28 protein-coding genes and 1 tRNA gene are annotated in these 26,342 nt (G+C 70.3%); 18 read left to right on the top strand and 11 right to left on the bottom strand.

Annotated features, from left to right (window positions below):
- The first annotated feature begins 84 nt into the window (after positions 1–84).
- From AQI95_RS10415 to AQI95_RS10370, 10 genes are all read left to right on the top strand, one after another.
- On the top strand, positions 85–2,217 hold the full coding sequence (locus AQI95_RS10415) for an FtsK/SpoIIIE domain-containing protein (RefSeq protein ID WP_067120691.1): 2,133 nt from the start codon (positions 85–87) through the stop codon (positions 2,215–2,217).
- 206 nt (positions 2,218–2,423) lie between these two features.
- Positions 2,424–2,888 carry a hypothetical protein gene (locus AQI95_RS10410; RefSeq protein WP_067120689.1) on the top strand — a complete coding sequence of 155 codons (465 nt, stop codon included), beginning with the start codon at positions 2,424–2,426 and terminating at the stop codon, positions 2,886–2,888.
- A 13-nt stretch (positions 2,889–2,901) separates the two neighbouring features.
- Positions 2,902–3,192 (top strand): hypothetical protein, encoded by a 291-nt coding sequence (locus AQI95_RS10405; protein ID WP_067120687.1) that lies wholly within the window; start codon positions 2,902–2,904, stop codon positions 3,190–3,192.
- Between the two features lie 89 nt (positions 3,193–3,281).
- Positions 3,282–3,629: a hypothetical protein gene (locus AQI95_RS10400; RefSeq protein WP_067120685.1), complete on the top strand. Its 348-nt coding sequence runs from the start codon at positions 3,282–3,284 to the stop codon at positions 3,627–3,629.
- A complete protein-coding gene (locus AQI95_RS10395; RefSeq protein ID WP_067120683.1) occupies positions 3,626–4,321 on the top strand; it encodes a class I SAM-dependent methyltransferase in 696 nt (231 codons plus the stop codon). The genes AQI95_RS10400 and AQI95_RS10395 overlap by 4 nt, the downstream gene beginning before the upstream one ends.
- Positions 4,318–5,211, top strand: a complete 894-nt coding sequence (locus tag AQI95_RS10390; protein WP_067120681.1) for a bifunctional DNA primase/polymerase — start codon at positions 4,318–4,320, stop codon at positions 5,209–5,211. Before AQI95_RS10395 ends, AQI95_RS10390 begins: the two co-directional genes overlap by 4 nt.
- Positions 5,208–5,624, top strand: a complete 417-nt coding sequence (locus AQI95_RS10385; RefSeq protein WP_244188697.1) for a hypothetical protein — start codon at positions 5,208–5,210, stop codon at positions 5,622–5,624. The genes AQI95_RS10390 and AQI95_RS10385 overlap by 4 nt, the downstream gene beginning before the upstream one ends.
- Positions 5,621–6,766 (top strand): DUF3631 domain-containing protein, encoded by a 1,146-nt coding sequence (locus AQI95_RS10380; protein WP_067120679.1) that lies wholly within the window; start codon positions 5,621–5,623, stop codon positions 6,764–6,766. Before AQI95_RS10385 ends, AQI95_RS10380 begins: the two co-directional genes overlap by 4 nt.
- Before the next feature lie 174 nt (positions 6,767–6,940).
- Complete coding sequence (locus tag AQI95_RS10375; RefSeq protein ID WP_067120677.1) at positions 6,941–7,141, top strand: helix-turn-helix domain-containing protein; 201 nt, start codon at positions 6,941–6,943, stop codon at positions 7,139–7,141.
- Positions 7,141–8,277 carry a tyrosine-type recombinase/integrase gene (locus AQI95_RS10370; protein ID WP_067120675.1) on the top strand — a complete coding sequence of 379 codons (1,137 nt, stop codon included), beginning with the start codon at positions 7,141–7,143 and terminating at the stop codon, positions 8,275–8,277. Before AQI95_RS10375 ends, AQI95_RS10370 begins: the two co-directional genes overlap by 1 nt.
- 77 nt (positions 8,278–8,354) lie before the next feature.
- Here the strand turns inward: AQI95_RS10370 and AQI95_RS10365 are convergent.
- Positions 8,355–8,428, bottom strand: a tRNA-Thr gene (locus AQI95_RS10365).
- Positions 8,429–8,634: 206 nt separating this feature from the next.
- On the opposite strand from AQI95_RS10365, the gene msiK reads away from it, so the two are divergent.
- From msiK to AQI95_RS10350, 3 genes are all read left to right on the top strand, one after another.
- Positions 8,635–9,771 carry a diacetylchitobiose ABC transporter ATP-binding protein MsiK gene (gene msiK / locus AQI95_RS10360; protein WP_067120673.1) on the top strand — a complete coding sequence of 379 codons (1,137 nt, stop codon included), beginning with the start codon at positions 8,635–8,637 and terminating at the stop codon, positions 9,769–9,771.
- Between the two features lie 231 nt (positions 9,772–10,002).
- Entirely contained in the window at positions 10,003–10,464 is a 462-nt protein-coding gene (locus tag AQI95_RS10355) for a hypothetical protein (RefSeq protein WP_067120671.1), read from the top strand.
- A 50-nt stretch (positions 10,465–10,514) separates the two neighbouring features.
- Positions 10,515–11,246 carry a nucleotidyltransferase family protein gene (locus tag AQI95_RS10350; RefSeq protein ID WP_067120669.1) on the top strand — a complete coding sequence of 244 codons (732 nt, stop codon included), beginning with the start codon at positions 10,515–10,517 and terminating at the stop codon, positions 11,244–11,246.
- 55 nt (positions 11,247–11,301) lie between these two features.
- Here AQI95_RS10350 and AQI95_RS10345 read toward each other — a convergent pair whose 3' ends face one another.
- The 7 genes from AQI95_RS10345 to AQI95_RS10315 form a co-directional block, all read right to left on the bottom strand.
- Positions 11,302–12,966, bottom strand: a complete 1,665-nt coding sequence (locus AQI95_RS10345) for a DoxX family protein (protein WP_208614126.1) — start codon at positions 12,964–12,966, stop codon at positions 11,302–11,304.
- Positions 12,967–13,095: 129 nt separating this feature from the next.
- The gene (rlmB, locus tag AQI95_RS10340; protein ID WP_067120665.1) at positions 13,096–14,037 is read right to left on the bottom strand and encodes a 23S rRNA (guanosine(2251)-2'-O)-methyltransferase RlmB; all 942 of its coding nucleotides are present in this window, start codon (positions 14,035–14,037) and stop codon (positions 13,096–13,098) included.
- Positions 14,038–14,136: 99 nt separating this feature from the next.
- Positions 14,137–15,537 (bottom strand): cysteine--tRNA ligase, encoded by a 1,401-nt coding sequence (gene cysS / locus AQI95_RS10335; protein WP_067120663.1) that lies wholly within the window; start codon positions 15,535–15,537, stop codon positions 14,137–14,139.
- A gap of 58 nt (positions 15,538–15,595) precedes the next feature.
- Positions 15,596–16,000: a PPOX class F420-dependent oxidoreductase gene (locus tag AQI95_RS10330; RefSeq protein ID WP_067120661.1), complete on the bottom strand. Its 405-nt coding sequence runs from the start codon at positions 15,998–16,000 to the stop codon at positions 15,596–15,598.
- A 160-nt stretch (positions 16,001–16,160) separates the two neighbouring features.
- Complete coding sequence (gene ispF, locus AQI95_RS10325) at positions 16,161–16,661, bottom strand: 2-C-methyl-D-erythritol 2,4-cyclodiphosphate synthase (protein ID WP_067120659.1); 501 nt, start codon at positions 16,659–16,661, stop codon at positions 16,161–16,163.
- The gene (gene ispD / locus AQI95_RS10320; RefSeq protein WP_067120657.1) at positions 16,651–17,403 is read right to left on the bottom strand and encodes a 2-C-methyl-D-erythritol 4-phosphate cytidylyltransferase; all 753 of its coding nucleotides are present in this window, start codon (positions 17,401–17,403) and stop codon (positions 16,651–16,653) included. The genes ispF and ispD overlap by 11 nt, the downstream gene beginning before the upstream one ends.
- 363 nt (positions 17,404–17,766) lie before the next feature.
- Positions 17,767–18,249, bottom strand: a complete 483-nt coding sequence (locus AQI95_RS10315; protein WP_003953493.1) for a CarD family transcriptional regulator — start codon at positions 18,247–18,249, stop codon at positions 17,767–17,769.
- A 615-nt stretch (positions 18,250–18,864) separates the two neighbouring features.
- Between AQI95_RS10315 and AQI95_RS10310 the strand changes: the two genes are divergently transcribed.
- Positions 18,865–19,554 carry a copper chaperone PCu(A)C domain-containing protein gene (locus AQI95_RS10310; protein WP_067120655.1) on the top strand — a complete coding sequence of 230 codons (690 nt, stop codon included), beginning with the start codon at positions 18,865–18,867 and terminating at the stop codon, positions 19,552–19,554.
- Between the two features lie 113 nt (positions 19,555–19,667).
- Here the strand turns inward: AQI95_RS10310 and phoP are convergent, their stop codons facing one another.
- On the bottom strand, positions 19,668–20,339 hold the full coding sequence (gene phoP, locus AQI95_RS10305; RefSeq protein WP_005476807.1) for a two-component system response regulator PhoP: 672 nt from the start codon (positions 20,337–20,339) through the stop codon (positions 19,668–19,670).
- A gap of 5 nt (positions 20,340–20,344) precedes the next feature.
- Positions 20,345–21,604 carry a two-component system sensor histidine kinase PhoR gene (gene phoR, locus AQI95_RS10300; protein WP_067120653.1) on the bottom strand — a complete coding sequence of 420 codons (1,260 nt, stop codon included), beginning with the start codon at positions 21,602–21,604 and terminating at the stop codon, positions 20,345–20,347.
- 245 nt (positions 21,605–21,849) lie between these two features.
- Between phoR and phoU the strand changes: the two genes are divergently transcribed.
- From phoU to AQI95_RS10285, 4 genes are all read left to right on the top strand, one after another.
- Positions 21,850–22,539, top strand: a complete 690-nt coding sequence (gene phoU, locus AQI95_RS10295; RefSeq protein ID WP_067120651.1) for a phosphate signaling complex protein PhoU — start codon at positions 21,850–21,852, stop codon at positions 22,537–22,539.
- A gap of 171 nt (positions 22,540–22,710) precedes the next feature.
- The gene (locus AQI95_RS47935; RefSeq protein ID WP_167361939.1) at positions 22,711–22,866 is read left to right on the top strand and encodes a hypothetical protein; all 156 of its coding nucleotides are present in this window, start codon (positions 22,711–22,713) and stop codon (positions 22,864–22,866) included.
- Between the two features lie 203 nt (positions 22,867–23,069).
- A complete protein-coding gene (locus AQI95_RS10290; protein WP_067120649.1) occupies positions 23,070–24,167 on the top strand; it encodes an oxidoreductase in 1,098 nt (365 codons plus the stop codon).
- A 435-nt stretch (positions 24,168–24,602) separates the two neighbouring features.
- On the top strand, positions 24,603–25,655 hold the full coding sequence (locus AQI95_RS10285) for a hypothetical protein (RefSeq protein ID WP_159056497.1): 1,053 nt from the start codon (positions 24,603–24,605) through the stop codon (positions 25,653–25,655).
- A gap of 259 nt (positions 25,656–25,914) precedes the next feature.
- Here the strand turns inward: AQI95_RS10285 and AQI95_RS10280 are convergent, their stop codons facing one another.
- On the bottom strand, positions 25,915–26,136 hold the full coding sequence (locus AQI95_RS10280; protein WP_067120645.1) for a hypothetical protein: 222 nt from the start codon (positions 26,134–26,136) through the stop codon (positions 25,915–25,917).
- Between the last annotated feature and the right edge of the window lie 206 nt (positions 26,137–26,342).

Raw genomic sequence — 26,342 nt, 5'->3', positions numbered from 1 at the left:
GGCGGCCGTCCCTGCCACGGACCCGGCCGCCTCGGTGTTCCCTCAACTCCCGCCCCGATCAGGGCAGTCAGGAGCAGTCCCAGCATGACCGAGAACGTGGTTCACCTCTACAAGACCACCGACCGCGAGCCCACCGGCTCTCCCGCTGATGAGGGGGCGACACTGACTCTCGTCACCGACCCGTCGGCCGAACCGGCGGCGTCGATGCTGCCGTTGTGGGTGCGCTCCGGCCGCGCCGTCAAGACCTTCGTCACCCACGAGACGACCCGGACCACCGCCCGCGCGGTCGCCCGGCACACCCTCTACGTGGCCGGCGGGGCCCGGATCGCGGCCCGTCGCACCTGGGACGGCCGCACCGCCGCCCGCTACGAGCGGATGCTGCGTGCGGCGGAAGCCGCAGGGAACCACGAGGCGGCTGCCGAGTGGGAAGAGCGCGGGCAGCGCTACCGCGAGGCCCGCCACCGCCGCCGCATGGATCTGCTGCACTCCCCGCTAGACGCCGCGAAGGGTGCGGCCGTCAGCGTCGGTATGGGTGTCGGCTCTCTGGTGCTGCTGGGTGTCGTGATGGCGATCGCCACGAAGGACGCCACCGAGGTCGTCACGCCGCTGATGGCGGTCATCAAGTTCATCAACCTGATGATCACCATCGTCCAGGTGGTGTGGGGGCCCGCGATCACGATCGGCCCGCTCCTCGCACTGCTGGCCCTGTGGTCGGTCGGCGCCCACCAGCAGGCCGCACCCCAGTGGGCACTGCCGGCAAGCGTCCGCTCAGGCGAGGGGGAGCCGATCACCCCGTCCATCGTCGTCAAGGCCCTGCGCGACCTCGGGGTGCCCGCGCTGCGCAACGCCATCAAGGAGATGGGCGACGCCGGCGCATCCATGCTGGGTCCGATCACGATCGCCGGATGCGGCGTCGAGGTCGACGTCACTTTGCCGTCTGGGGTGTCGACGATCGAGGTGCAGAACCGGCGCCGCAAGCTGGCGGAGAACCTGACCCGGCATGAGCACGAGGTGTTCATCACTATCCCGCAGGCGGCCCGCACGGTGCGGCTGTGGGTGGCCGACTCCGGCGCGCTGGACGAGCCGATCGGCCCGTCCCCGCTGGTCACCGACGAGACGATGACGGCGAACTACAAGACCGGCAGGGCCCCGTGGGGCCAGGACCTGCGCGGGGATGCTGCCGCGCTGAGCCTGTATCAGCGCCACCTGCTCATCACGGGTCTGTCCAACCAGGGCAAGACCGTGGCCCTGCGCTCCCTCGCGTTGTGGCTGGCGCTGGACAAGTCGGTGCAGTTCCTGATGGGTGACCTCAAGGGCGTGGGCGACTGGGCGATGTTCGACGGTCTTGCCGACACTCTGATCCAGGGCCCGACCGACGAGCACGTCATCCAGGTCACGGAAATGGTCGAGGGCGCCGTGGACGAGATGAACCGCCGGATCCAGGCCCCGCCCGGAACCGTCTTCCCGCCGCTGATCGTGCTGGTCGACGAAGCCCAGGTCGCGTTCATGTGCCCGGCCAAGGACGAGGACAAGCGCCCGTACGGCGGCGCCAAGGCCAACTCCCGCTATTTCATGGCCGTCCGCAAGATCCACAATCAGGGCCGTGCCGTGAACGTCCTGATGTGGCAGGGCACCCAGGACCCGACGAACGAGAACCTGCCCAAGCTCGTACGCGAGGGCGCCCACACCCGGGCCTCGCTCGCGCTCGGTACAGAGTCGCAGGCCCGCATGGCGCTGGGAGACAAGGCCGTCGACGGCGGGGCCGCACCCAACCTGCTGCGTCCCGGCCTGGACCAGGGCACCTTGGTCCTCGCGTCCTCCGGCATCGACATCCCCGCGGGGCAGTCGTCCATCACGGTGCGCACGCACTACATCGACGACGATGCGGCCAAGGCCGTCACCGACCGCGCCAAGGCTTTGCGGGACGGCGTCACCACCCTGCACGCCATCGACCGAGCCGAGGAGCACGACCCGCTCGCCGACATCGCGGCCATGATCGGCACCGACGTACGGGTCCGCACGAAGGACGTACTCAAGCGGCTCGCGATGCTCAACGAGAGCGCCTACGGCGGCTGGTCGTTCCTCGACCTCAAGCGCGTCCTGGACGACGCCGGCGCCGAGCCGTACAAGTCCGACGGCGTCATGGTCGTCGCCCGTGACCGCGTCTTGCACGCCCTTACCAACCGTGACACGGACGGTTCCGCTTCCGCCTCGTGAACCAGGGAGGCGACCGGTGCCGGGTCAGGGAGGCAGGGAGAACTCCCTTACCCCCTCCCTGGCCCGCCTCCATGGCCCTGACCTGCACAAATGATCGTTCAGGGAGGCAGGGAGGCGCCCCAGGTCAGACCCTCGAAACCCCCTCCACAGCGCCCCTGACAGGGGATGCATCCGCCTCCCTGACCCACGCCCGGAAGGGATTCCGCATGTACCCCGAACATGCCCGCCGCGTGCCCGCTGCGCAGGCCGTGGAAGTCCACCAGCCCACCCTCATCACCCCCGCCGTACCCCTTGCCGCGGCGATCGTTCCGGTCCAGCCGGGCAACGTCCCGACCGTGGCGAGCATCGTCCTGCCCGACGGGAGGGTCGTCACCGGCTACGCCATCGAGCCCGCCAAGCCCGAACCGGTCGCCTCGAAGCCGGCCGTCTCCCGCGCGGCCGTCAACGTCGCTCTGGGAGGGGTGGGATTCCTCGCCGTGTGCGGCGGACTGATCCTGCTCACCTCGTTCATCGCCGCACTCGCTGCCTTCATCCACCAGCTCATCATCCTCGCCGCCGTCATCTTCGGCGGATGGATCGCCGTGCAGGTCTTCAGCGCCGGCGGCCATCGCGAGGGGACGACGGTCAACATCCGCAAGGCCGTGATCAAGCGGAACAAGTTCTACAGCTGACAAGGAGGACCCCATGCTCAGGCTGCGTATCTGGCGCACCGCGCTGCCCCGCAACCGGCTGATCCTGACCGACACGCCCCGCCCCGACTGCCCCGACCGTGAGGGCATCGGCGGCATCGAGCACCACTACGGGGACTACGAGACCGGCGAGTGGGCCGGTAGTGAGTGGGAGTTCTGCGGTTGCTGGACGTCGTGGTCCGTGACCCTGCTGCCGCTCCCACACCGGCCCCGGTGTCTGCGTCGCCGCAACGACGGCCGCGACCCGTGGGCCACCGGCGGCCACAGCAGCGAACCACCGTTCTAGCTACGCCAAGGGCGGCCCCCGCATCTCGCCAAAGAACCGGGGCCGCCCTTGTCCCACCAGGACCAACCAAGGAACTGGAGACATCCAGGATGACTCATCCCGCCCACATCGGGCGAGCGGTCGACGCTCCCCCGCAGGCCATCAACTTCCGCACCGAGACGCGGCCCGACGGCAGCACCGTTCTGTCCCTGCTCACCGTGACGGCGCCGTACGTCGTGACGGAGCACCGTTTCGAGCTGGACCCGCACCTTGCCCGCTTCTTGCTCGGTGCCCTGCTCCGGGACCTGGACGGCATTCCCGACCCCGGCCCCTGCCCCGAGGCCGCCGCCCTGCTCGCCGCGCTCGACAGCCCCGACCCCACCGCGTTCGACACCGCGATGGACGCCTACCACGCCCACCTGCACCACCTGCTGACGAACGGGGGCAACGGGGCATGACACACTCCCTCCCCATCCGGCGGGCGCATGGCCGACGGCCGCGCCTGCTGGACTTGTACTGCTGCCAGGGCGGCGCCGGCAAGGGCTACACCGACGCCGGGTTCGACGTGACCGGCGTCGACAAGGACCCCCAGCCGCGCTACCCGTTCCGGTTTGTGCAGGCGGACGCCATCGCGTTCGTCCTCGAACACGGCGCAGAGTTCGACTTCATCCATGGCTCCCCGCCCTGCCAGCACGACACCGCCTGCCAGCGCATCCAGGGCAACACCCACCCCGACCTGATCGCCCCCACCCGCACGGCGCTGGAGACAACCGGGCGCCCGTGGGTGATGGAGAACGTTGGCGGCGCGCTGCCCAAGCTGCGTACTCCGGTAATGCTGTGCGGACAGATGGTCGGCCTGGAGAACTACCGGCACCGGTACTTCGAGACCGGCGGCGGCTTCACTCTCGACCAGCCGCAGCACCCGGCGCACCTGGTGCCGCAGGCCAAGATGGGCCGTCCCGTCCCGCCCGGTCACTACGGGCAGTTCGTCGGCAACTTCTCCGGCGTCCCCCTCGCCCGCCGTGTCCTCGGAGTGCCGTGGATGAACCGCGATGGCATCCGCGAGTGCATCCCGCCCGCCTACGCCCACCACATCGGCCGCGCCGCTCTCGCCCACCTGACGACCAGTGACCTGGGAGTGGCGGCATGAGCGAGCATCTGTTGCGGGCCGCCCTGGACGCGGCCGGACGCGGCTGGCACGTCTTCCCCCTCCGGCCCGGCGGCAAGCCCCCCGCCCTGCACGGAGAGACGTCCTGCCCCGGCACCGGGGAATGCGCGGCCGGACACCGCAAGTGGGAGCAGCGCGCGACCACCGACCCGGACCGCATCCGCGCGGCCTGGTCGCGGGCCCCGTTCAACGTCGGGATCGCGACCGGCCCGTCCGGTCTGCTCGTCGTCGACCTGGACGTGCCCAAGGACAAGAGCAGTTCGGACGCGCCTGACGGCGCGGCGACCTTTGGGGCGCTCTGCGAGCGCGCCGGTCACACCGTCCCCGATACCTACCGGGTGCGGACCGCGAGCGGCGGAGAGCACCTGTACTTCGCTGTCCCGGCAGGGGTCCGGCTGGCCAACACCGCTGGGACCGTGGCCCGTTCGGTCGACACACGGGCATGGGGCGGGTACGTCGTCGCCGCCGGCAGCACCACCCCCACCGGGGCATACGAAGCCCTGTGCGCCCCTGTAGTGACCCCTCTGCCGCTCTGGCTCCAAGCCATCCTGCAACCCGCTCCCAAGCCCGCAGAGACCCCCTCAGGGTCCGTAGCGGGGCAATCCCACCGATATGCGGATGTGGCGCTCGCCAACGAGACCCGGAACGTGGCCACGGCCCAACCCGGGGCGCGGGAAAGCTCGTTGTTCCGGGCGGCGCGCGCTCTGGGGCGGCTGGTCGCGTGGGGCGACCTCCCCCGGCACGTGGTCGAGCAGGCTCTTCAGGAGGCGGGGCAGAGGGCCGGACTGTCCGCCGCCGAGTGCCGCTCGACCCTCCGCAGTGCCCTGGACTGGTCCATCGCCCACAACTCGGCTCGCAGGGCGACGGCATGAGCGTCCCCTCCCGCCCCCTCCTGAAGAGCATCACCACCACTCCGACCGGCCCGCACGCCGCGCGACCGGCCGAACCGACGGCGACCGTGGGCGAACCGAAGGACGTCGCCCGTCAGGGCGTCCGCACTGCCCTTCGCCCTGACTCGCAGACACCCGACCCGGCCGACCCGACGCCGGAGCGGCCCGGGATCCGGATCTACGCGCCGCCGGTCTATCGCGACCACGAGGACGGGGCCCGCTGGTCCAAGCGCTACGGCGACACCCCCAGGGCCGCCTACGCCTGCTCCTGCGGACAGGCCAACATCGCCACCGGCCCGCGCACCATCCCCGCTCTGGTCACGGAGTACGAGGTGCACAAGCTCGTGTGCGACGGCTCGCCCGCATCCCACACGGAAGGAAGGGTCGCCGCATGACCCCCACCATGGACGGGGCCGCCCTGCTCAACGAAGTAGAGGCGTTCCACCGCCGGTTCAACGTCTTCCCCACCGAGGCCGCTTACGTCGCCGTGGCGCTGTGGGACGCGCACGCCCACCTGCTCGACTGCTTCGACTCCACCCCACGCCTGGCTTTCCTGTCCCCGGAACCGGGGTCGGGCAAGTCCCGCTCGCTGGAGATCGTGGAAACCCTGGTCCCCCAACCGATGACGGCCGTCAACGCCTCCGCCGCCGCGCTGTTCCGGTCCGTGTCCAATCCGAACGGCCGCCCGACGATTCTGTTCGACGAGATCGACACGATCTTCGGGCCCAAGGCAGGGGACAACGAGGAACTGCGCGGCTTCCTCAACGCCGGACACCGCCGTACCGGTGTCACCTACCGGTGCATCGGCGACGGAGGCAACCAGACCGTGCAGGCGTTCCCCTCGTACTGCGCCGTCGCCGTCGCCGGACTTGGCTCCCTGCCCGACACGATCATGACCCGCTCGATCGTGATCCGAATGCGCCGTCGAGCACGCAACGAACGCGTGGAAGCCTTCCGCGCCCGCGTCCACGAAGCAGAGGGGCACAAGCTGCGTGACCGGCTCGCCCAGTGGGCCGAACACGCCCGTGGATTCGTCATGGGCGCCTGGCCCGACATGCCGGACGGCGTCACCGACCGCCCGGCCGACGTATGGGAGCCCCTCCTAGCCATCGCCGACGCAGCCGGCGGCGACTGGCCCGACCGGGCCCGCACAGCATGCGTGACTCTGGTGACAGCCTCCAAGACCAACGACAAGGGCAGCCTGGGAGTCCGGCTGCTGACCGACCTGCGCGATCACGTCATGGTCGGCATCGACCGCCTGCCCACCGTCGCCATCCTGGACCGGCTGAACGCCCTGGACGACGCCCCCTGGGCCGATCTGCACGGCAAGCCGTTCGACAACCGACGTCTGTCCAAGATGCTCGCCGAGTACATGACGGCCGACAACGAGCCGATCGCCTCTCGCAACATCAAGACCGCCGGGAGCGTCCTCAAGGGCTATTACGCCGCCGACCTCCGGGACGCGTGGGCCCGCTACTGCCCCCCTCCCCCGGAAAGTCCGCTACTTCCGCTACCCGGCACGGAAAACACGGCCTGACCAGCAGCAACGGGGTAGCGGCAAGCACCATCGCGAGCCGCTACCCATCCGCTACCGCTACCCCCTCCCGCTACCTCGAACAGGCCCCTGACCTGCGCGGTAGCGGCGGTAGCGGAAGTAGCGGACTTCTCAGAAGGGGGCCGAGGCGCCCCGTTCAATTCTCGGAGGTTCGACGTGCGCACCGCCGTGCCTGAAACACCCGAAGCCTTCACCGTCCCCGAAGTCATGACCGCCCTGCGCTTGAGCCGCAGCAAGGTCTACGACCTCATCCGCTCGCGCGAGTTGGCGAGCTTCACCATCGGGCGCGCGCGCCGCGTCTCCCCCGACAGCGTGCGCGCATTCATGCAAGAACGAATCGAGGAGAACGCGGCCTGATGCCGAACAAGAGGAATCCCAACGGCGCTGGCAGCATCTGGCAGCGCAAGGACGGCCGCTTCGAGGCCCGTGTATACGTCCCGCAGCCTGACGGCACCCGCAAGCGCAAAACGGTCTACGGCTTGACCTGGGAGGAGTGCGACGAGAAGCGTCAGGAACTGGTGCGCCGAGACCGTCAGGGGATCCCGACGCCTTCACGGTCCGCGAAGCTCTCCGAGTGGCTGCCGTACTGGTTGGAAGAGCACATCAAGCCCAACCGGAAGCGCACCACGTACATCAAGTACGAAATGCACGTACGGCTCTACCTCGTCCCCCTCCTCGGAAGCCGTCGGTTGGAGTCACTGACCACGGCGAATGTCCGACGGATGATCTCGGAAGTCACCAAGAAGTCGTCGGCGGCCACCGCGAAGGAGGCGCACCGAGTGCTACGCACAGCCCTGACGGCCGCCTGCCGTGAGGAGCTGATCAGCCGCAACGTCGTGCAGCTCGTTCCCGCCCCCCGAGTCGAGCCACGCGAGCTGCACCCCTGGTCACTGGACGAGACCCTGACATTCCTGGAAGCCGCGCGGACCGACCCGCTCTACACCGCGTTCGTCCTCGCCGTCGCGCTCGGTCTGCGGCGCGGCGAGATCCTGGGGTTGCAGTGGAAGGATGTGGATCTTGACCGGCGGACGCTGACGGTCCGGACCACGCTGAATCGCGGCGGTAAGCAGCTGTATCTCGACACCACCAAGAACCGGCGAGCCCGGGTGATCCCGATTCCGCTGATGTGTGTGGCGCCGCTCCGATGGCAGCGTCTGCGGCAAGCGGCCCGGCGTGCCGCTGCCGGCGCGGACTGGCATGAGAGCGATCACGTGTTCACCACACGCAGCGGTCGACCGATCGAGCCCCGGAACCTGTATCGGTCGTTCCTGCGGATCGCGTCGTCCGCAGATCTGCCGCAGGTCCGCTTGCACGACACCCGTCACGGATGCGCATCACTGTTGTTCGCCGCCGGCGTTGCACCTCGAACCGTGATGGAGATCCTTGGGCACTCGCAGATCGCGGTGACGATGAACGTCTACACCCACGTGAGCGACGGCGACCGGCGAGAGGCCATGGGCCACATGGATCGCCTGCTCAAGCGACGTCGTTAGGCGGGACTGCCGTCAAGAACTACCGTCAATGCCCTCACGATCATGGATCGTGAGGGCATTGACGCAGGTAGAGCTAGAGCCCCCTGTCGGATTCGAACCGACGACCTTCGCTTTACAAGAGCGGCGCTCTGACCAGCTGAGCTAAGGAGGCCTGCGCATGGGCGCCCGTGCAGTGTACCCAGGTCCCGGCCGGCTTCTGTCGAAAATTTCCGCGAAGTTCACCGTCGCCGGGGTACTGACAGATCGCGTGAACGGCGGGTACCGTCCTGAGCCAGTTCACTCGTGTGGACTACACCAACCACCTTCCTACAACGGATCGTCCGGCACGTTCCTGCCGGTAGAAGGGGGCCCATCACCATGGCCACTGTCACGTTCGACAAGGCGACCCGGATCTACCCGGGTTCCACCAAGCCCGCCGTCGACGGACTCGACATCGCGATCGAGGACGGCGAGTTCCTCGTCCTGGTCGGCCCGTCGGGTTGCGGAAAGTCCACCTCGCTGCGGATGCTCGCGGGCCTGGAGGACGTCAACGGCGGCGCCATCCGCATCGGTGACCGCGACGTCACGCATCTGCCGCCCAAGGACCGGGACATCGCCATGGTGTTCCAGAACTACGCCCTCTACCCGCACATGACGGTCGCCGACAACATGGGCTTCGCGCTCAAGATCGCCGGCGTCAACAAGGCGGAGATCCGGCAGAAGGTCGAGGAGGCCGCGAAGATCCTCGACCTCACCGAGTACCTGGACCGCAAGCCGAAGGCGCTCTCCGGCGGTCAGCGCCAGCGTGTCGCCATGGGCCGCGCCATCGTGCGTGAGCCGCAGGTCTTCCTCATGGACGAGCCGCTGTCCAACCTGGACGCCAAGCTCCGTGTGTCGACGCGTACGCAGATCGCCTCCCTGCAGCGCCGTCTCGGCATCACCACCGTCTACGTCACCCACGACCAGGTCGAGGCCATGACGATGGGCGACCGTGTGGCGGTCCTCAAGGACGGTCTGCTCCAGCAGGTCGACTCGCCGCGGAACATGTACGACAAGCCCGCGAACCTCTTCGTCGCCGGCTTCATCGGCTCCCCCGCCATGAACCTGGTCGAGGTGCCGATCACCGACGGCGGCGTGAAGTTCGGCAACAGCGTCGTCCCGGTCAACCGCGAGGCCCTGAAGGCCGCCTCCGACAAGGGTGACCGCGCAGTGACCGTCGGCGTCCGGCCCGAGCACTTCGACGTGGTCGAGCTGGGCGGCGGTGCCGCCGCCTCCCTGTCGAAGGACAGCGCGGACGCCCCGGCCGGTCTGGCCGTCTCCGTGAACGTGGTCGAGGAGCTGGGCGCCGACGGCTACGTCTACGGCTCCGCCGAGGTCGGCGACGAGGTCAAGGACCTGGTCGTGCGCGTCAACGGGCGCCAGGTGCCGGAGAAGGGCTCCACGCTGCACGTGGTGCCGCGGCCGGGCGAGATCCACGTGTTCTCGACGTCCACGGGTGAGCGCCTCTCCGACTGATCCCTCGGATCCCTCGGACTGAGCAGCGCGTTTGTACTGAAGTTGACGAATAGGGCCCTGCGGTGTGCCGCAGGGCCCCTTTCGTGTGGCATCCACCCCCGGATATACCCCGGCACAGCGATCATTTCGGGCTCGGCGCGTCAACCCCCTACCCAGAAAGAAGCGCCTTTCCATCCCCCGAAGGGGTGACTAAATGTCGCCAAATCATTACCCCGCGCTACGCTCACACGCGTGAAGCACTCCACCATCCCGCAGACACGACGCGGCCATCGGGGCGGCCCTGCCCGCCGGATCGGCCGCACTCTCGCCCTCGTCCTGCCCGTCGTCCTGGTGCTCTCGGGGACCCTCGCGGTCACCCGGGTCAACTGGACGGGAAGCCCCTCGAGCTCGCTGCTGGCCGCCTCGGACGTCTCCTCGGCGGAGGTCTCCGCCAAGAAGGTCTCCCGCGCCCCGCAGGACGCGCTCCGCGACCAGCTGATGGGTGAGCTCCAGGAGAAGAACCCGGGCATCGTCCTCACCCACCTCCAGCAGGCCGTCAACGGACGCCCCTCGCTGGCCCGGCACTGCACCGCCATCGCCCGCGCCCTGGGCCAGGCCGCGGTGCGCAAGTACGGCGCCTCCCGCGCCCAGTCCTACGCCCGCCCGGTGTGCGACACGTCGTTCGCCTCCGGCGTGCTCGCCGCGCACAGCTGAGGCGTGCCGCTCCCGGCCGGCCCGAGCGGGGCGCCACGTACAGTGCGGTCATGACCCATCCCAACGCCGCGTCGCGCCCCACTCAAGCCGTGGTCCTGGCCGGTGGCCAGGGCTCCCGGCTGCGTCCCTACACCGACGACCGGCCCAAGCCGATGGTCGAGATCCCCGGTACGGGCACTCCGATCATCGGCCATCAGCTCACCTGGCTCGCCGAGGAAGGCGTGACCGACGTGGTGGTCTCCTGCGGCCACCTCGCCGACGTCCTGCAGAAGTGGCTGGACGCGGCCGATCTGCCCGTCTCGGTCACCACCGTCGTGGAGACCGAGCCCCTCGGCCGCGGCGGCGGCCTCAAGTACGCCGCCGCGCACCTTCCCCGCCCCGACCAGCCCTGGTACGCCACCAACGGCGACATCTGGACCCGCTTCTCCCTGCGGGACATGGCCGACTTCCACAGCGAGCGGGACGCGGTCGCGACCCTGGCCCTGGCCCGGCCGCGGATCCCGTGGGGCGCGGTCAGGACCGACGGGTTCGGGCACATCACCGACTTCATCGAGGCTCCGCCGTCGACGTTCGAGATCAACGCGGGCGTGTACGTGTTCTCGCCCGAGTTCGCCGATCTGCTGCCCGAGCGGGGGGATCACGAGCGGACCACGTTTCCCCGGTTGGCCCGGGAGGAGCGGCTCTTCGGCTTCCCGATTCCTCAGGGTGCCTACTGGCGGGCCATCGACACGGCCAAGGACCTGACCGAGGCGGCCAAGGAGTTGGCGACGCTCGGACGGTAGCACCGAAAAGGCCCCGTACCGCGACCGGTACGGGGCCCTCTCATGTGGCGCGCGGTCAGCCCAGCAGGCCGCCCACCAGGCCCGACTCGCCGGAGGACGAGGAGCCGCCCGTACCGCTCGAGGACGTGCCGCCGCCGGCCTGGGAGCCGCCGGTGCTCGTCGGGCCGGCCGTCGTGCTCGGGACACCGCCGGACGGGGAGGACTGACGGGGCGAGGTCTGGCCCATGGTGCCCTGGGTCTGGCTGGGCGTCGTGGTCGTACCACCGGCGGACCGGGTGGCGCCCGGGGTCGCCGCCGCGCCGGACGGGCTGGCGCCGGCGGTGGCTCCGCCCGTGGGCGAGCCGGAGGCCGACGGGCTCTGCTTGTGCCGCTGGCCGGGTCCCTGCGGGACCGGCGTGCCCGGGAGGTCGTTGCGGGGGGCCTCGCCGGGGCCGGGGACGACCACACGGCTGGAGTCGCGTACGGCGCCGCCGAGCAGGGAGCCGACGAGCAGGGTGAGACCGACCGTGACGACCGTGATCAGGGCGCCGCGGCGCAGGACGTAGTGGCGCAGGTCCCAGATGTCGGCGCGGGGGCCGAGGCGGCGCCAGGCGCTGGCGGCGAGACGGCCGTCCACGGAGTAGACGGGGGCGCCGGCGATGATCAGCGGGGACCAGGCGGCGAGGTAGATGATGTCGGGGGCGTCGTAGGCGGGGACCGTCTTCCAGCTGACCGTGACGATCAGGGCGGCGGAGAGCAGGGCGCCGACGACGGCGGCCACGCGCTGCCAGCAGCCGAGGACGGTCATGACGCCGACGACCACCTGGAGGAAGGCGATGACCAGCCCGGAGCCGACCGGGTGGTGCAGGGCGACCTGGCGCAGCGGTTCGGCGACGTCCCACGGGTGCAGGGTGTTGAGCCACTTGACCATCGAGCCGCGCTTGCCGCCGTCGAAGTAGACGGGGTCGCACAGCTTGCCCATGCCGGCGTAGATGGAGATGAAGCCGAGGAAGACGCGGAGCGGGAGGAGGACGACGCCGAGGTTCATCCGGCGGCCGGGGTAGTAGGCGTGCCGGGCCGGGTCGTCGCCGTGACGGCGGGCGGGGTGCGGGTCGTCGGGGTCGGAGGAGTCGGCGTAGTCGTCGAAGTCCTCGTAGCTGTCGTAGCCGTCGTACGACGCGAAGCCGGTGTCCGTGTAGGGGGGGTCGTCGTAGGCGCCGCCGACGTTACGCATGTGTGGCAGCAGGCGGGTGCCGTCGGTGTCGTCGGGGGCGGTGCGCTGGTGGCCCACGACCGGGGTCTCGACCGTCTGGTCGAGTCCGTCGTAGGTGTCCGCGTAGCCGGTCTCGACGCGCGGGATGACCTGGGTGGCGCCGGGCTTGGGCTCTTCGGCGTGGCGGACGCTGCTGCCCCGCACGGCCTGGAGGAGGCGGTGTGCGCCGGTGTCGTCAGGGGCGGACTTGCCGCTCCACACGACGGGGCGGCGGCGGCCGGCGGTGCCCACGACGGGCATCCGGGCGGAGTCCGGGGCGGCGCTCAGATGCCGGGCGATCCGCGGGGATTGGGTGCGTTTCGCCGACGGGCCCAGCTGCACGCGGAAACTGGGGTGGTTGACGATGACCTGCGCCGGATCGCTCGGCACCTTCACCATGCTCAGCGCGGGAGCGTCGTCGGACCCGGACTGGAATCCCGACGAGCGGTCCCCCGTGGGTGTGCGGGGTGTTCTGGTGTCCACACTCATCTAACCGAGTGACGTGGAGTTAGGACACTGCTTTGACCGGGGCGGATGTGTCCGGACCCCGTCAAAGCAGTCTTGAACCCCGCAGGGGCACCAGAATTACCCCGTAAGGGTGAAGTTCCGGACGGGTGTTCAGCCGCGCCTGCGCGCCGCCTCGTAGAGCACGATCCCCGCCGCGACACCCGCGTTCAGCGACTCCGCGCCACCCGGCATCGGGATGCGCACGCGGACGTCGCAGGTCTCGCCGACCAGGCGGGACAGGCCCTTGCCCTCGCTGCCGACCACGATGACGACCGGGCCCGCGAGGGCTTCGACGTCACCGAGTTCGCTCTCGCCGTCGGCGGCGAGGCCGACGACGGTGATACCGGCCTTCTTGTAGGCCTCCAGGGCGCGCGTGAGGTTGGTGGCACGGGCGACCGGGGTACGGGCGGCCGTACCGGCGGAGGTCTTCCAGGCACCGGCGGTCATGCCGGCCGAGCGGCGCTCGGGCACGACCACACCGTGACCGCCGAAGGCGGAGACGGAGCGGACGACGGCGCCGAGGTTGCGCGGGTCGGTGACGCCGTCCAGCGCGACGATCAGCGGGTCGGCGCCCTCGTCGTAGGCCGCGTCGGCGAGGTCCTGGGGGTGCGCGTACTCGTACGGCGGGACCTGCAGGACCAGGCCCTGGTGGTTGAGGCCGTTCGTCATGCGGTCCAGCTCGGGGCGCGGGGCCTCCATCAGGTTGATGCCACCGCGCTCGGCGGCGAGCTGCAGGGCCTCGCGGACGCGCTCGTCGTTGTCGATGAACTGCTGGACGTAGAGGGTGGAGGCGGGCACGCCCTCGCGGAGCGCCTCGACCACGGGGTTGCGGCCCACGACCATCTCGGACGACGACCGGCCGGCGCCCCGGCGCTGCGGCGCGCGGACCTGTGCGCGGCGGGTCTTGGCCGCGGCGGCGCGCTGCTTGGCGTGACCCTTGCGCATCTCGGCGGGCGGGGTCGGGCCCTTGCCCTCCAGGCCCCGGCGCCGCTGGCCGCCACTGCCGACCTGCGCGCCCTTCTTGCCGGACATGCGGCGGTTGTTCGCGGCCATGAGTTACCTGTCTCCGTGAGCGTCGTACATACGTCTTATGCAGTGTGCCGCCCGAGAGGCCGGGCGGCACAATCGATCAAGCAGTCGACCGGGCCGGGGCTAGCGTGCGCCGAGGCTCCAGCGCGGGCCCTGCGGGCTGTCCTCGATGACCAGCCCGGACTGGGTGAGCTGGTCGCGGATGGCGTCGGCGGTGGCCCAGTCCTTGCGGGTGCGGGCGGACTCGCGCTGGTCGAGGACGAGGCGCACGAGACTGTCGATCACGCCGTGCAGGTCGTCGCCCTGGTCGGACTCGCCCGCCCACAGGTCGTCGAGCGGGTCGAGGCCGAGGACGCCGAGCATGGCCCGCACCTCGGCGAGCCGGGCCACGGCCGCTTCCTTGTCGTCGGCGGCCAGCGCGCTGTTGCCCTGCCGGACCGTGGTGTGGACGACGGCGAGGGCCTGCGGGACGCCCAGGTCGTCGTCCATCGCCTCGGCGAAGGCGGGCGGGACCTCGGCGGCGGGGTCGACCGTCTTGCCGGCCAGTTCCGTGACCCGCTGCGCGAAGCCCTCGATGCGGGCGAACGCCGACTCGGCCTCGCGCAGTGCCTCCTCGCTGTACTCGATCATCGAGCGGTAGTGCGGGGTGCCGAGGTAGTAGCGCAGGACGACGGGCCGCCACCGCTTGACCATCTCGGACACGAGGACGCTGTTGCCGAGCGACTTGGACATCTTGTCGCCGGCCATGGTCACCCAGGCGTTGTGCACCCAGTACCCGGCGAAGTCGTCGCCGTAGGCCTTGGCCTGGGCGATCTCGTTCTCGTGGTGCGGGAAGATCAGGTCCAGGCCGCCGCCGTGGATGTCGAAGGCGGAGCCGAGGTACTTGTGCGCCATCGCCGAGCACTCCAGGTGCCAGCCGGGGCGGCCGGGGCCCCACGGCGTGGGCCAGGTCGGCTCGCCGGGCTTGGCGGACTTCCACATGGCGAAGTCACGCGGGTCCCGCTTGCCGGTCTCGCCCTCGCCGGACGGCTGCAGCAGGTTGTCCAGCTCCTGCCGGGACAGCTCCAGGTACTTCGGGAAGGACCGCACGTCGAAGTAGACGTTGCCGTCGGCAGCGTAGGCGTGACCGCGCTCGATCAGGCGCTGCATCATCTCGATCATCTCGGTGATGTGGCCGGTCGCGCGCGGCTCGTACGTCGGCGGCAGGCACCCGAGTGCGGTGTAGCCCTCGTTGAAGGCGCGCTCGTTCTCGTACCCGATCGACCACCAGGGCCGGCCCTGCTCATGGGCCTTGGCGATGATCTTGTCGTCGATGTCCGTGACGTTCCTGACGAACGTCACCTCGTAGCCGCGGTAGGCGAACCAGCGGCGCATGATGTCGAAGTTGAGGCCCGAACGGATGTGGCCGATGTGCGGTGCCGCCTGCACGGTGGCGCCACACAGGTAGATCGAGACACAACCCGGCTTGAGCGGGGTGAAGTCACGGATCTGCCGGGCGCTGGTGTCGTACAGGCGAATGGTCACCACTCCAGGGTAGTGGGCGCAGGGGGGTGCCTGGCGCCCTTCCCCGCAATGCCGGGGCTCAGATCCCCCCGACGACCTTCTGGGGCGTGATCCGTACGACGACCCGCTGGGCGTCCTCCTTCGACGCCGGGTTGAAGTCGGCGTACCTCTTGCCGGTGTACTTCAGACTCAGTTCGTCGATGAGTTCCGCGCCGCCCTCGGTGGTCAGCTCGGCGGTGCCGCGGATCTCGGCGTACGTGTACGGCGCGTCGAAGGGCTGGAGGAGGACCGTCACCCGGGGGTCGCGGCGCAGGTTCCGCTCCTTCTGGCGGCCGACCGTCGTGGAGAAGAGGATGTCGTCGCCGTCCCGCTTCACCCAGACCGGGGACATCTGCGGGCTGCCGTCGGGCTGGACGGTGCCGACCGTGATGAACACCGGTTCGTCGAGCCTGGACTTGAGCGCGTCGGGCAGGGCGACGGACATGACCACCTCCGGGGGACCTCGGCCGACAGGGGCACAGGGGCCACAGGGGCACAGAGACGCGGGGTACGGAGACACAGGGACAGCGGTGACTCTCCGGCCACCCTCGCACGCTCCCGGCGCACGCGCACCACGAGCGCGTGCACCGTCCGCGACACCCCCCTCAGCCCGCCGTCCGCACCACCAGTGCCGTCGCGACCGCCATCAGCCCCTCCTCGCGGCCCGGGAAGCCGAGGCCGTCGGTCGTCGCGCCGGAGACGGAGACCGGGGCGCCGGCCGCCTCGGAGAGGATCTTCTGGGCCTCGTCGCGGCGCTTGCCGATCTTCGGGCGGGGGCCGACCACCTGGACGGCGACGTTGCCGATGGCGAAGCCCGCGTCGCGCACGATCCGGGCCGCCTCGGCGAGGAGGGTCACCCCGGGGGCGCCGGACCACTCGGGGCGGCCGGTGCCGAAGTGCTGTCCCAGGTCGCCGAGTCCGGCGGCGGAGAAGAGGGCGTTGCAGGCCGCGTGGGCGACGACGTCCGCGTCGGAGTGCCCGGCCAGGCCCGGCCCCTCACCCTCCCACTTCAGGCCCGCGCACCACAGCTCGCGGCCCTCCTCGAAGGCGTGGATGTCGGTGCCGATGCCGACCTGGGGCAGCACCACGGGAGTCTCAGAAGCCATCGTTCAGCCTCCTGCGGGCCAGGACCGCCTCGGCGAGGACGAGGTCGAGGGGGCGGGTGACCTTGAAGGCCTCCTCGTGACCGGGGACGGCCACGACTGTCAGCCCCAGCTGCTCGACCATGCTCGCGTCGTCCGTGACGTTGTCGGTGACGGTCTCGTGCGCGCGGATCAGCGTCGTGCGGTCGAAGCCCTGCGGCGTCTGGACGGCGCGCAGCCGGGCCCGCTCCGGGGTGGCGACCACCGGCTCGGGCTCCCCGGCCTCGGCGGCGGGCTCGACCTCCTTGACGGTGTCGGCGAGCGGGAGCGCGGGGACCACGGCGGGCGCGCCCGCGCGTACGGCCTCGACGACCGCGTCGACCGTGTCGACCGGGACGAGCGGGCGGGCCGCGTCGTGGACGAGGACGACGCCGTACTCGGGGGGAAGGGCGTCCAGGCCGAGCTTGACGGACTCCTGGCGGGTGTCGCCGCCGGGCACGACCAGGAAGTCGGTCCTCTCGGGCAGGGCGTGCGCGTCGAGCAGGGACTTGACCTCGGCGGCGCCGTCGGCCGGGGCGACGACGATCACCAGGGAGACATGGCGGGACGCGGCGAGCGCGCGGACCGCGTGGATGAGCATGGGCGTGCCGTTCAGCGCGCGGAGCGCCTTGGGGGCGCCCGGTCCGAGGCGTACGCCCCGGCCGGCGGCGGGAATCACGGCGGCGACGGCGGTCTGCGCGGGTGAAGGGCGCGATTCGTCAGACATCGGTTCCTGTCAAGGTTTGTGTGCTCGACCCAGGTGGGTATGGCCTGGAGGAGTGCCGGGCGCGACGCTTTGACCGGACCCTTTCCGTGACCCTGGTCGAGCCATCTGCCCGGGCCCGGCACATCAAGTATCGGGGGGCTTTCCCTGAGGTGTACGGCGGGCGTTTCGGCGCTCATTTCCGGCTGCCGAAGCCGTGCGGGTTTTCCGGCGACGAAGATGTCGCTGCGGGGCCGGAGGTATCACTTCCGGGGACGAACATGCCGCAGCGCCCGGCGACAGGATCAGTGTCATCGGGCACCGCGGCATTTCACTGTGCTGAGCGTGCTGAGCGTGGTGGGGGCGATGGTTCGCCGCCGTGGCGCGTCAGGAGGCGAGCACCTCGTCGAGCAGGGCCTCGGCCTTGTCCTCGTTCGTGTTCTCTGCGAGAGCCAGCTCGCTCACCAGGATCTGGCGGGCCTTGGCGAGCATGCGCTTCTCACCTGCGGAGAGGCCGCGCTCGCGCTCGCGACGCCACAGGTCACGCACGACTTCGGCGACCTTGATGACATCGCCGGAGGCGAGCTTCTCCAGGTTTGCCTTGTAGCGACGGGACCAGTTCGTGGGCTCCTCGGCATACGGCGCGCGCAGCACCTCGAAGACCCGGTCCAGCCCGTCCTGACCGACCACATCACGCACACCCACGAACTCAGCATTGTCCGCTGGCACACGCACCGTCAGGTCGCCCTGAGCGACCTTCAGCACCAAGTAGGTCTTGTCCACGCCTTTGATCTGGCGAGTTTCGATGGCCTCGATCAGCGCGGCCCCGTGATGGGGATAGACCACGGTGTCGCCAACCTTGAACGTCATGTGACAGGTACCCCTTCCGTGGCTATCCAGGGTAACACGGATACGGCGTCTTCTGAATGGCGTTTTCGCAGGTCAGGGCATATCTCGGGGCTTGACAACTGCGACAGGAACGTGCTGCGAGGGGCCTGCGGAAGCGGGTATTCGCAGGTCGGAGGGGCTCTCCGGGCGAGGTGAAACGCGTACGTTACACACCCCCGGAGCCGTCGCCAAGTGGATGAACGTCCCGTTTTGTCCACTTCCAAGCGTACGACTTCCGCTACTCCGTTCGGTGACCCGAGACCGATCCGGACCGATTCCGGAATTGATCAACAGCCACCCGGCAGGCGTCGCGTGATCAATATCGAGGGCGCCGATCGAGGGAGTCGCGCATTCCTTCACGGAAATTTTGCGACCGGTTATGTGAATGGCGGACGAGCGCCCGGCAAAGTGACTGGAGAGTCACCTGTGGCTGGAGTGACGACGGCTCGCGGTACCCCCAGCCGGAGGCAAGCCGGGGACTTGGGGAGGGTCGGGTGCGGCGGCCCGGGAACGGCTCGGTAACCTAAGCCCGCTGACAGACACTTAGGGTGGCTTTATAAGGGGAGCCGCCCGCCCGTTCAAGGAGTTGCCGCCGCCGTGAGCAGCAGCCTTCGACGCGGCGCCCTCGCCGCCTCCGCCATCGTCTTCTCGATCGCCTCGCTCGCCGCCTGCGGCGCCGGCAACGGCTCGCAGACCCTGGAGGTCAAGCCTGACAACGCGGCGACCTCGGTCGGCAACATCAAGATCCAGAACGCCGTGGTCATCACCCAGCCCGACCTGAAGGCGACGGGGCCGGCGGTGATCTCCGTGACCCTGTTCAACCAGGGCGACATCGACGAGACCCTGCAGTCCGTCGCCATCCCGGGCGGCACCGAGACCGTCAAGCTGACCCCGGCCCAGGGCGGGAACCTGACCGTCCCGGCGCACGGTTCGCTGATCCTCGGCGGCAAGGGCAACGCCTCCGCCGAGATCCCCAACGGCCGCGAGTCGGTCCAGGACGGCAACGCCCAGAAGGTCACGTTCACCTTCAGCAAGACCGGTGACGTGAGCCTGCGCGCCTTCGTGGTGCCGGCCACCAGCTACTTCGACAAGTGGGGCCCGAGCCAGATCCCGTCCGTCCCGAGCGCCCCCACCGGCGCCCCGGGCGCGAGCGCGTCCGCCGGCAGCAAGCCGGGCAAGGGCAAGGGCAAGGGCGGCAAGGCCACCCCGTCGTCCTCCGCGACCGAGGGCGCGAGCACCGGCGCCACCCCGGGCGACTCCGCCTCGCAGTCGGCCGCCGGCCACTGAGCAGCGTCCACCCACGCCGAAGGGCGGCGCCCCAGCACGGGGTGCCGCCCTTCGGCGTGGACGAGCGCGAGCCGGGCCGGACTTCCGTCCGGCAGTCCCGACGAGCCCCGGGTTTACGGCTCGAACTTGTAGCCCAGGCCACGGACCGTCACCAGGTACCGCGGGGCACCCGGGTCGGGCTCGATCTTGGCGCGCAGGCGCTTGACGTGGACGTCGAGGGTCTTGGTGTCGCCCACGTAGTCGGCGCCCCAGACCCGGTCGATCAGCTGCATACGGGTGAGCACGCGGCCGGCGTTGCGCAGGAGCATCTCCAGCAGGTCGAACTCCTTGAGCGGGAGGTCGACCTTGGAGCCGGAGACCGTCACGACGTGGCGGTCGACGTCCATGCGGACCGGGCCGGCCTCGAGCGCGGCCGGGGTGACCTCCTCCGGCTCGCCGCGGCGGCGCAGGACGGCCCGGATACGGGCGACCAGCTCGCGGGAGGAGAAGGGCTTGGTGACGTAGTCGTCGGCTCCTATTTCCAGACCGACAACCTTGTCGATCTCGCTGTCCTTGGCCGTGACCATGATCACGGGGACGTTGGAGCGGCCGCGCAGCTGGCGGCAGACCTCCGTGCCGGGCAGGCCCGGCAGCATCAGGTCGAGCAGGACGAGGTCGGCGCCGTTGCGCTCGAACTCGTCGAGCCCGTCGGGGCCCGTGGCCGCGATGGCGACCTCGAAGCCCTCCTTGCGGAGCATGTACGACAGGGCGTCGGAGAAGGACTCCTCGTCCTCGACGACAAGCACTCGGGTCACGGAAGGACCTCCGGGGCGGGAAGCGGTTCGTACGGGGATGACTCGGTGGGGCCGCCGGCCTCGTCGTCGAGGTCGGGGTCGGGGTGCTGCGACGCGCGGTCGCGGGCGACGCCCGCCTCCGGCAGCCTCAGGGTGAAGGTGGAGCCCTGGCCTTCGGCGCTCCAGACCGTGACCTCCCCGCCGTGCGAGGCGACCACGTGCTTGACGATCGCGAGACCCAGACCGGTGCCTCCGGTGGCCCGCGAGCGGGCCGGGTCGACGCGGTAGAAGCGCTCGAAGATGCGCTCCTTGTCCTTGTCGGAGATGCCGATGCCCTGGTCCGTGACGGCGAGTTCGATCATGTCGCCGCCGGGGGCGTTGATCCGCCGGGCGGCTATGCCGACACGGGTGCGGGCCGGGGAGTAGTTCACGGCGTTCTCGACCAGGTTGCCGAGGGCGGCGGCCAGCTGGCCGCGGTTGCCCCAGACATGCAGATCGGCCGTGCCACCGGCGGCCATGGTGATCTGCTTGGTACCGGCCTGGTGGCGACAGCGGTCGACGGCCTCGGCGACCAGCTCGTCCACGCGGACGGGCTCGGCGTCCTCCAGCGGGTCGTCGTTCTGCACCCGGGAGAGGTCGATCAGTTCCTGGACCAGGTTGGTCAGGCGGGTCGCCTCGATCTGCATGCGACCCGCGAAGCGCTGTACGGCCTCGGGGTCGTCCGAGGCGTCCATGACCGCCTCGGACAGCAGGGAGAGGGCGCCGACGGGGGTCTTCAGCTCGTGGCTGACATTGGCCACGAAGTCCCGTCGTACGGCCTCGATCCTGCGGGCCTCGGTCAGGTCCTCGACCAGCAGCAGAACCAGGCGGGAGCCGAGCGGGGCCACACGCGCGGAGACGGCGAGGGCCTCGCCGCGTCCGGTGCCGCGCCGGGGCAGGTCCAGCTCGACCTGGCGTATCTCGCCGTCGCGTCTGGTGTCCCGGGCCATCTGAACCATGGGCTCGATGGCGAGCTTGCCTCCGCGCACCAGCCCGAGGGCGTAGGCGGCGGAACTGGCCTTGACGACGGCGTCGGCCTCGTCGAGGACGACGGCCGAGGAGCGGAGCACGGACAGCACGGTGTCCACGCCGGGCGGGAGTACGGGATCGATGTGCAAGGAAGTCCTGGTCGGTCGCTTCTGGTCGCGTTCGCTCCAGCGGAACGCCAGCATGGCGATGACGCCGGTGGCTACCCCGGCGATCGCTGCCGCTGCGGCGACCGCCGCGTTCACGTCCATGCCTCCAGGTTAAGCAGGGCGTACGACAAGACCACAGCCGTCGGGGTGCGACCTCGAACACTCGTCGCCCAGAGTTCACCTTGGAGCCAGTAGTGGTTCATTTGGGGTGGCAGAAACGGACGCGTACAGGCCACAGCGTGGGAGCGTGGGGTTCGCACCGCCGGTTTTCGCCACGGGGCGCGCGGTCCGCTTGGTGTCACAGCCCCGGAAACCCCAAGAACACGCACGTAGGAGAGGAAACCCTGATGCGGGACGCGTACCACGAGGAACTTGACTCGATCGGTGACAGTCTGGTGGAGATGGCTCGTCTGGCCGGGTCCGCGATCGGACGCGCCACGACCGCCATCCTGGATTCCGACCTCAAGCTGGCCGAAAGTGTGATCGAGGCGGACCAGAAGGTCGACGAGCTCCAGCACGACCTGGAGGCGCGCGCGATAGCCCTGCTCGCCCGCCAGCAGCCGGTGGCGACCGACCTCCGCATAGTCGTCACCTCCCTGCGCATGTCCGCCGACCTGGAGCGCTCCGGCGACCTCGCCCAGCACGTGGCGAAGCTGGCCCGGCTGCGCTTCCCCCAGCGCGCGGTCCCGCAGGACCTGCACGCCACGATCCTGGAGATGGGTCAGCTCGCCCAGCGCCTCATGGCGAAGGCGGCCGAGGTGATCATCACGAAGGACGTCGACCTCGCGATGCAGCTGGAGCAGGACGACGACGAGATCGACCAGCTGCACCGCACGCTGTTCCAGCACCTGATCGACGACCGCTGGAAGCACGGCATCGAGACGGCCGTCGACGTCACCCTCCTCGGCCGCTACTACGAGCGCTACGCCGACCACGCCGTGGCCGTCGCCAAGCGGGTCGTGTACCTGGTCACGGGCGAGCACGCCGACGAGCTGCAGGCGGACATCAAGCCGGTGACGGGCGTCGAGGGCGCCTGACCCGCGGGAGCCCGCAGGGGCGGGGACCCTCGGGAGTCCCGCGCACGGGGCTCGCGGAGCGGTGCCAGGGGCGCGTGGACGCGTGAGCGCCTCCGTGCGCCGTTGATGCGCCCAGGGAAGCGGGCATGAAATGGACGAGGGCACCCCTGCCCCAGCGTCTAGGAGGGACCCATGGCCGAATCCCCCAGCACCACGCCCGACCCCACGCAGGAGCGCGAGACCGACCGGCCCGCCGACACGAAGAACCTTCCGCTGATCGGCGCGTGCGGCTGCGGCTCCGGCTGCGGCTGCGGCTGCCAGTCGGGTGGCCCCTGCCAGTGCGGCTGAGAGCGGTACGACGTCGCACGGGCCGGTGTGAACCCGCTTCACACCGGCCCGTGCCCCGCTCTCTCACGTGAGTGTGCCGCCCACCGGCCAGATCCCTGTCGGATATCGCCGATTCGACGCACCTTCCTGCCGCCCCGCCGCGAATCGAACGACTCTGTTGGACGCGAGGAGATACCTACGCGCCCAGTCCAGAGGAGTCTTCGTTGCCCACCGCGTTCGATCCGGTCACCGTCGGCCGGCTCACCCTGCCCCACCGCATCGCCATGGCCCCGCTGACCCGCCGCCGCGCCTACGGCGAGGGGCTGTCCGCGACGCCCCTCATGGCCGAGTACTACCGGCAGCGCGCCGGCGCCGCACTGATCGTCTCCGAGGCCATCCAGCCCAACCCGGTCGGACAGGGGTACACCGACACCCCCGGCCTGCACGACGTACGCCAGGTCGCGTCGTGGCGTCCCGTCACGGCCGCCGTGCACGACGCGGGCGGAGTCATCTACGCCCAGCTCATGCACGCCGGCCGCAACAGCCATCCCGAGCTGCTCGGCGGCGGACTGCATCCGCTCGGCCCGTCCGCGGTCGCGGCCGACGGCGTGGTGCGCGTCAACGGCGCCGAGCCCGCCGTCCGCAGGCCCTACCCGGTACCGCAAGTCCTCACCGCGCGGGGGATCGCGGACACCATCGCCGCGTTCGCCGACGCCGCGGCGCTCGCGATCGACGCGGGCTTCGACGGCGTCGAGTTGCACGGTGCGTACGGCTATCTCATCCAGCAGTTCCTCTCCGGCAACGCCAACCGCCGCACCGATCGCTACGGCGGAAGCATCGCCGGACGCGTCCGCTTCCCGCTGGAACTGGTCGACGCCGTCGCCACGCGCATCGGTGCCGAGCGGCTCGCACTGCGCATCTCGCCCGGCAGCGGGGCGTTCGGCCTGGTGGAACCCGAACTGCACGAGCTGTACCGGACCCTGGTGGACGGCCTGCCGCCCGAGCTGGCGTATCTGCACGTGTTCGAGTTCCCCGGCTACCGCGACCTCACCGCACGGCTGCGGGAGCGGTGGCCGGGGGTGTTCATGCTCAACCCGCACGAGAGCGCCCTCGACCGGCCGGCCGGGCCGGCGGACCTCCGGCTCGTCGACGAAGGCCTCGCGGACGTCCTGTCGTTCGGGACGCTGTTCATGTCCAACCCCGACCTCGTCGAGCGCCTGCGCACCAAGGCCGCGCTCAACGACACCGACGCCACCACGTTCTACGGCGGCGACCATCGCGGCTACACGGACTACCCGACACTGGCCCAGACGACGGCGTGACCACCGCACCACCCCACCGACGCGCCGCCGCTTCCCGGACAGCCCGAAGTCCGGGGAGCGGAAGGTTCGTTGGGGACGAGCGCCGGTACGGATCCGGCGCTAGTCTTACCTCCAAGATCACGCCATCGGGGGATGGCTGTTCGATTCGCGGACTGTCCTCCGTGCAACGGAAGGGCAGTGCATGAGGCCGGCATTCGTCAGGGCATCCGTCGCCGTCGTCGCCATCGGGTCGCTCGCGGCCTGCGGTGGCGGGACGGGAGGGCGACGTCCTCCGACGGCACCGGGAAGCCTTCCGGGCCCGCCTCGGCATCGGTACCCGCCCCCTCGCTCAAGCTCGAAGTGCCCGCCGGGTACGACACTTCACGAGGCTGGCAGCTGACGGGGAAGCAGCTCGGTACGTACGCCGTACTGCCGAAGGCCGGCGCGATAGCCACGATGACCGAGTCGGGGTCCACCTACCGGGTCACCGTCCGGGACGCGACGACGGGCCAGGTCCGCTGGACGGGCAAGCCGTTCAAGAACCTGTCCGAGGGCGAGGCGCCCGGCCTCCTCGTCGTCCCCGCCGGCGGCAAGGACCATCTGGTGACCTGGTCCGAGGGGGCGACGGGCGGGGACGCCCTGTCCAAGGCGAAGCAGATGTACGCCGTGGACATCTACGCCGCCGACGGCTCGGGCGACGCGGTCGCGCCCGCCCACCATGTCGAGATCCCGGCGAGCGACTACGGCACCGAGCGGGTCAAGGACGCGGGGGAACGGCTCCTGGTCCCCGTCTCGGACAAGCACCAGGTCGCCCTCGACGTGACCACCGGCCGCACCACCGCCTACGACACCGACTCGCTCAAGGCGCCCGGCTGCTCGTCCTGCTCCTTCGGCAACGAGATCGCCGCCCTGACGGAGCGGGACCCGGTGGTGGCCAACGGGGACGGATCGTTCGGCGTCCCCGGTTCCTGGGACGCCCGCCGGATCACGCCGGCCGAGGCCGATCCCACGACCGGCACGGTGTGGCCCGGCAGCGGCGGGCACCTGATCGCCCGCTGGGAGCAGAAGAACCTCGGCGACCACAACGTGTGGGCCGTGCTCGACGACAGGACCGGCCAGGTCCAGGCGTCCGTGCTGTGCCCCAAGCCGTTCATCGCCACGGCCGACGCGCCCGACTCCGCGCTGTCACCGAACGGCCGCTACCTCGTCTCCGGGCACCTCGCCTTCGACCTGCAGACGAAGAAGGGGTACTGCTTCGAGGAGACCGACGACAGCAAGCCGCTCACCTTCGACTCCGTCACCGACGACGGCACGGCCTACGGCACCTCCCTCACCAAGGGCAGCCTGACCGGCACCAAGGCCCCCGTCCAGCTCACCCTGGCCACGGGCACCCCGAAGCCCCTGCCCGCACAGGAGCAGGGCCCGATCGCCGACTTCGCCGGGGTGGGTGTCTTCACCCACGACGAGGGCAACGTGCCGTACCTGGTCGTCTACCGCCACAAGGGCTAGGGGGTGGGAGCTAGGCCGCCTCGGGTCGCGCCGCGCGCGTGCCCCAGGCGGGCTCCTGTACCTCCTCGGGGAGGAAGGCTTCGTCTTCCCCGAAGTCCGGGGCCTGGAAGGGGTTCGTCGCCGGCGGCGGCGATGCTGGAGCCGCACGGCGGGGCTGCCCTTCCAGGGCGGAGAACAGCGACGTCAGATCGATGAGAGGTCTCGCTTTCGTGGCAGGTCCCCGCAGGGGCCTGGCGTGCCGTGACCGGGCACAGCGGTACTACAGCTTGGTCATCTTGGCGTACGGGCTCAAGATCCGCATTTGCTCCGAGCCGAAATCCACGAGAGCCGCGATTCCGTCCTCGATGCCGATCACCCGGCCGAGACCGTACACGTCGTGTGTCACCTTGTCCCCCACAGCGAAGTGCTTGGGGGCCGGGGCGACGGGAGCTTTGAAGGGACTGGTGGGCAAATGACGCTTCGGTGCAGCAGGCTTTGTCATCGCCCCCAGTATGCGCCTACGAACTGCGCTGGTGGCTACCCCCGCTGATCGACGGACTCCGCACCGGCGAGGGCTGAGCCTGCCGACCGGCCGGCTCGCAGAGGGCGCCCTGGGCGGTTCGGCTTCGTAGGAAGCCGGACCAGCCCGTACCCTTCGGGGACCACGGCGTCAGATAGCGGGCGCCAAACACTGGAGGCAATATCTCG

The sequence above is a fragment of the Streptomyces yokosukanensis genome (assembly GCF_001514035.1).
GTDB classification, from domain to species: domain Bacteria; phylum Actinomycetota; class Actinomycetes; order Streptomycetales; family Streptomycetaceae; genus Streptomyces; species Streptomyces yokosukanensis.
This window is presented reverse-complemented; position numbering and strand designations above follow the sequence as displayed.

Excerpts from the sequence above, each read along its gene's own strand:
- AQI95_RS10345 (WP_208614126.1), bottom strand. The coding sequence starts at position 12,966 with ATGAGTGTGGACACCAGAACACCCCGCACACCCACGGGGGACCGCTCG.
- AQI95_RS10390 (WP_067120681.1), top strand. The coding sequence starts at position 4,318 with ATGAGCGAGCATCTGTTGCGGGCCGCCCTGGACGCGGCCGGACGCGGC.
- AQI95_RS10370 (WP_067120675.1), top strand. The coding sequence starts at position 7,141 with ATGCCGAACAAGAGGAATCCCAACGGCGCTGGCAGCATCTGGCAGCGC.
- AQI95_RS10410 (WP_067120689.1), top strand. The coding sequence starts at position 2,424 with ATGTACCCCGAACATGCCCGCCGCGTGCCCGCTGCGCAGGCCGTGGAA.
- AQI95_RS10395 (WP_067120683.1), top strand. The coding sequence starts at position 3,626 with ATGACACACTCCCTCCCCATCCGGCGGGCGCATGGCCGACGGCCGCGC.
- AQI95_RS10350 (WP_067120669.1), top strand. The coding sequence starts at position 10,515 with ATGACCCATCCCAACGCCGCGTCGCGCCCCACTCAAGCCGTGGTCCTG.
- AQI95_RS10405 (WP_067120687.1), top strand. The coding sequence starts at position 2,902 with ATGCTCAGGCTGCGTATCTGGCGCACCGCGCTGCCCCGCAACCGGCTG.
- AQI95_RS47935 (WP_167361939.1), top strand. The coding sequence starts at position 22,711 with ATGGCCGAATCCCCCAGCACCACGCCCGACCCCACGCAGGAGCGCGAG.
- rlmB (WP_067120665.1), bottom strand. The coding sequence starts at position 14,037 with ATGGCCGCGAACAACCGCCGCATGTCCGGCAAGAAGGGCGCGCAGGTC.
- AQI95_RS10385 (WP_244188697.1), top strand. The coding sequence starts at position 5,208 with ATGAGCGTCCCCTCCCGCCCCCTCCTGAAGAGCATCACCACCACTCCG.
- msiK (WP_067120673.1), top strand. The coding sequence starts at position 8,635 with ATGGCCACTGTCACGTTCGACAAGGCGACCCGGATCTACCCGGGTTCC.
- ispD (WP_067120657.1), bottom strand. The coding sequence starts at position 17,403 with ATGTCTGACGAATCGCGCCCTTCACCCGCGCAGACCGCCGTCGCCGCC.
- AQI95_RS10280 (WP_067120645.1), bottom strand. The coding sequence starts at position 26,136 with ATGACAAAGCCTGCTGCACCGAAGCGTCATTTGCCCACCAGTCCCTTC.
- AQI95_RS10285 (WP_159056497.1), top strand. The coding sequence starts at position 24,603 with ATGACCGAGTCGGGGTCCACCTACCGGGTCACCGTCCGGGACGCGACG.
- phoU (WP_067120651.1), top strand. The coding sequence starts at position 21,850 with ATGCGGGACGCGTACCACGAGGAACTTGACTCGATCGGTGACAGTCTG.
- AQI95_RS10315 (WP_003953493.1), bottom strand. The coding sequence starts at position 18,249 with ATGACGTTCAAGGTTGGCGACACCGTGGTCTATCCCCATCACGGGGCC.
- phoR (WP_067120653.1), bottom strand. The coding sequence starts at position 21,604 with ATGGACGTGAACGCGGCGGTCGCCGCAGCGGCAGCGATCGCCGGGGTA.
- AQI95_RS10415 (WP_067120691.1), top strand. The coding sequence starts at position 85 with ATGACCGAGAACGTGGTTCACCTCTACAAGACCACCGACCGCGAGCCC.
- AQI95_RS10400 (WP_067120685.1), top strand. The coding sequence starts at position 3,282 with ATGACTCATCCCGCCCACATCGGGCGAGCGGTCGACGCTCCCCCGCAG.
- AQI95_RS10380 (WP_067120679.1), top strand. The coding sequence starts at position 5,621 with ATGACCCCCACCATGGACGGGGCCGCCCTGCTCAACGAAGTAGAGGCG.
- AQI95_RS10330 (WP_067120661.1), bottom strand. The coding sequence starts at position 16,000 with ATGTCCGTCGCCCTGCCCGACGCGCTCAAGTCCAGGCTCGACGAACCG.
- ispF (WP_067120659.1), bottom strand. The coding sequence starts at position 16,661 with ATGGCTTCTGAGACTCCCGTGGTGCTGCCCCAGGTCGGCATCGGCACC.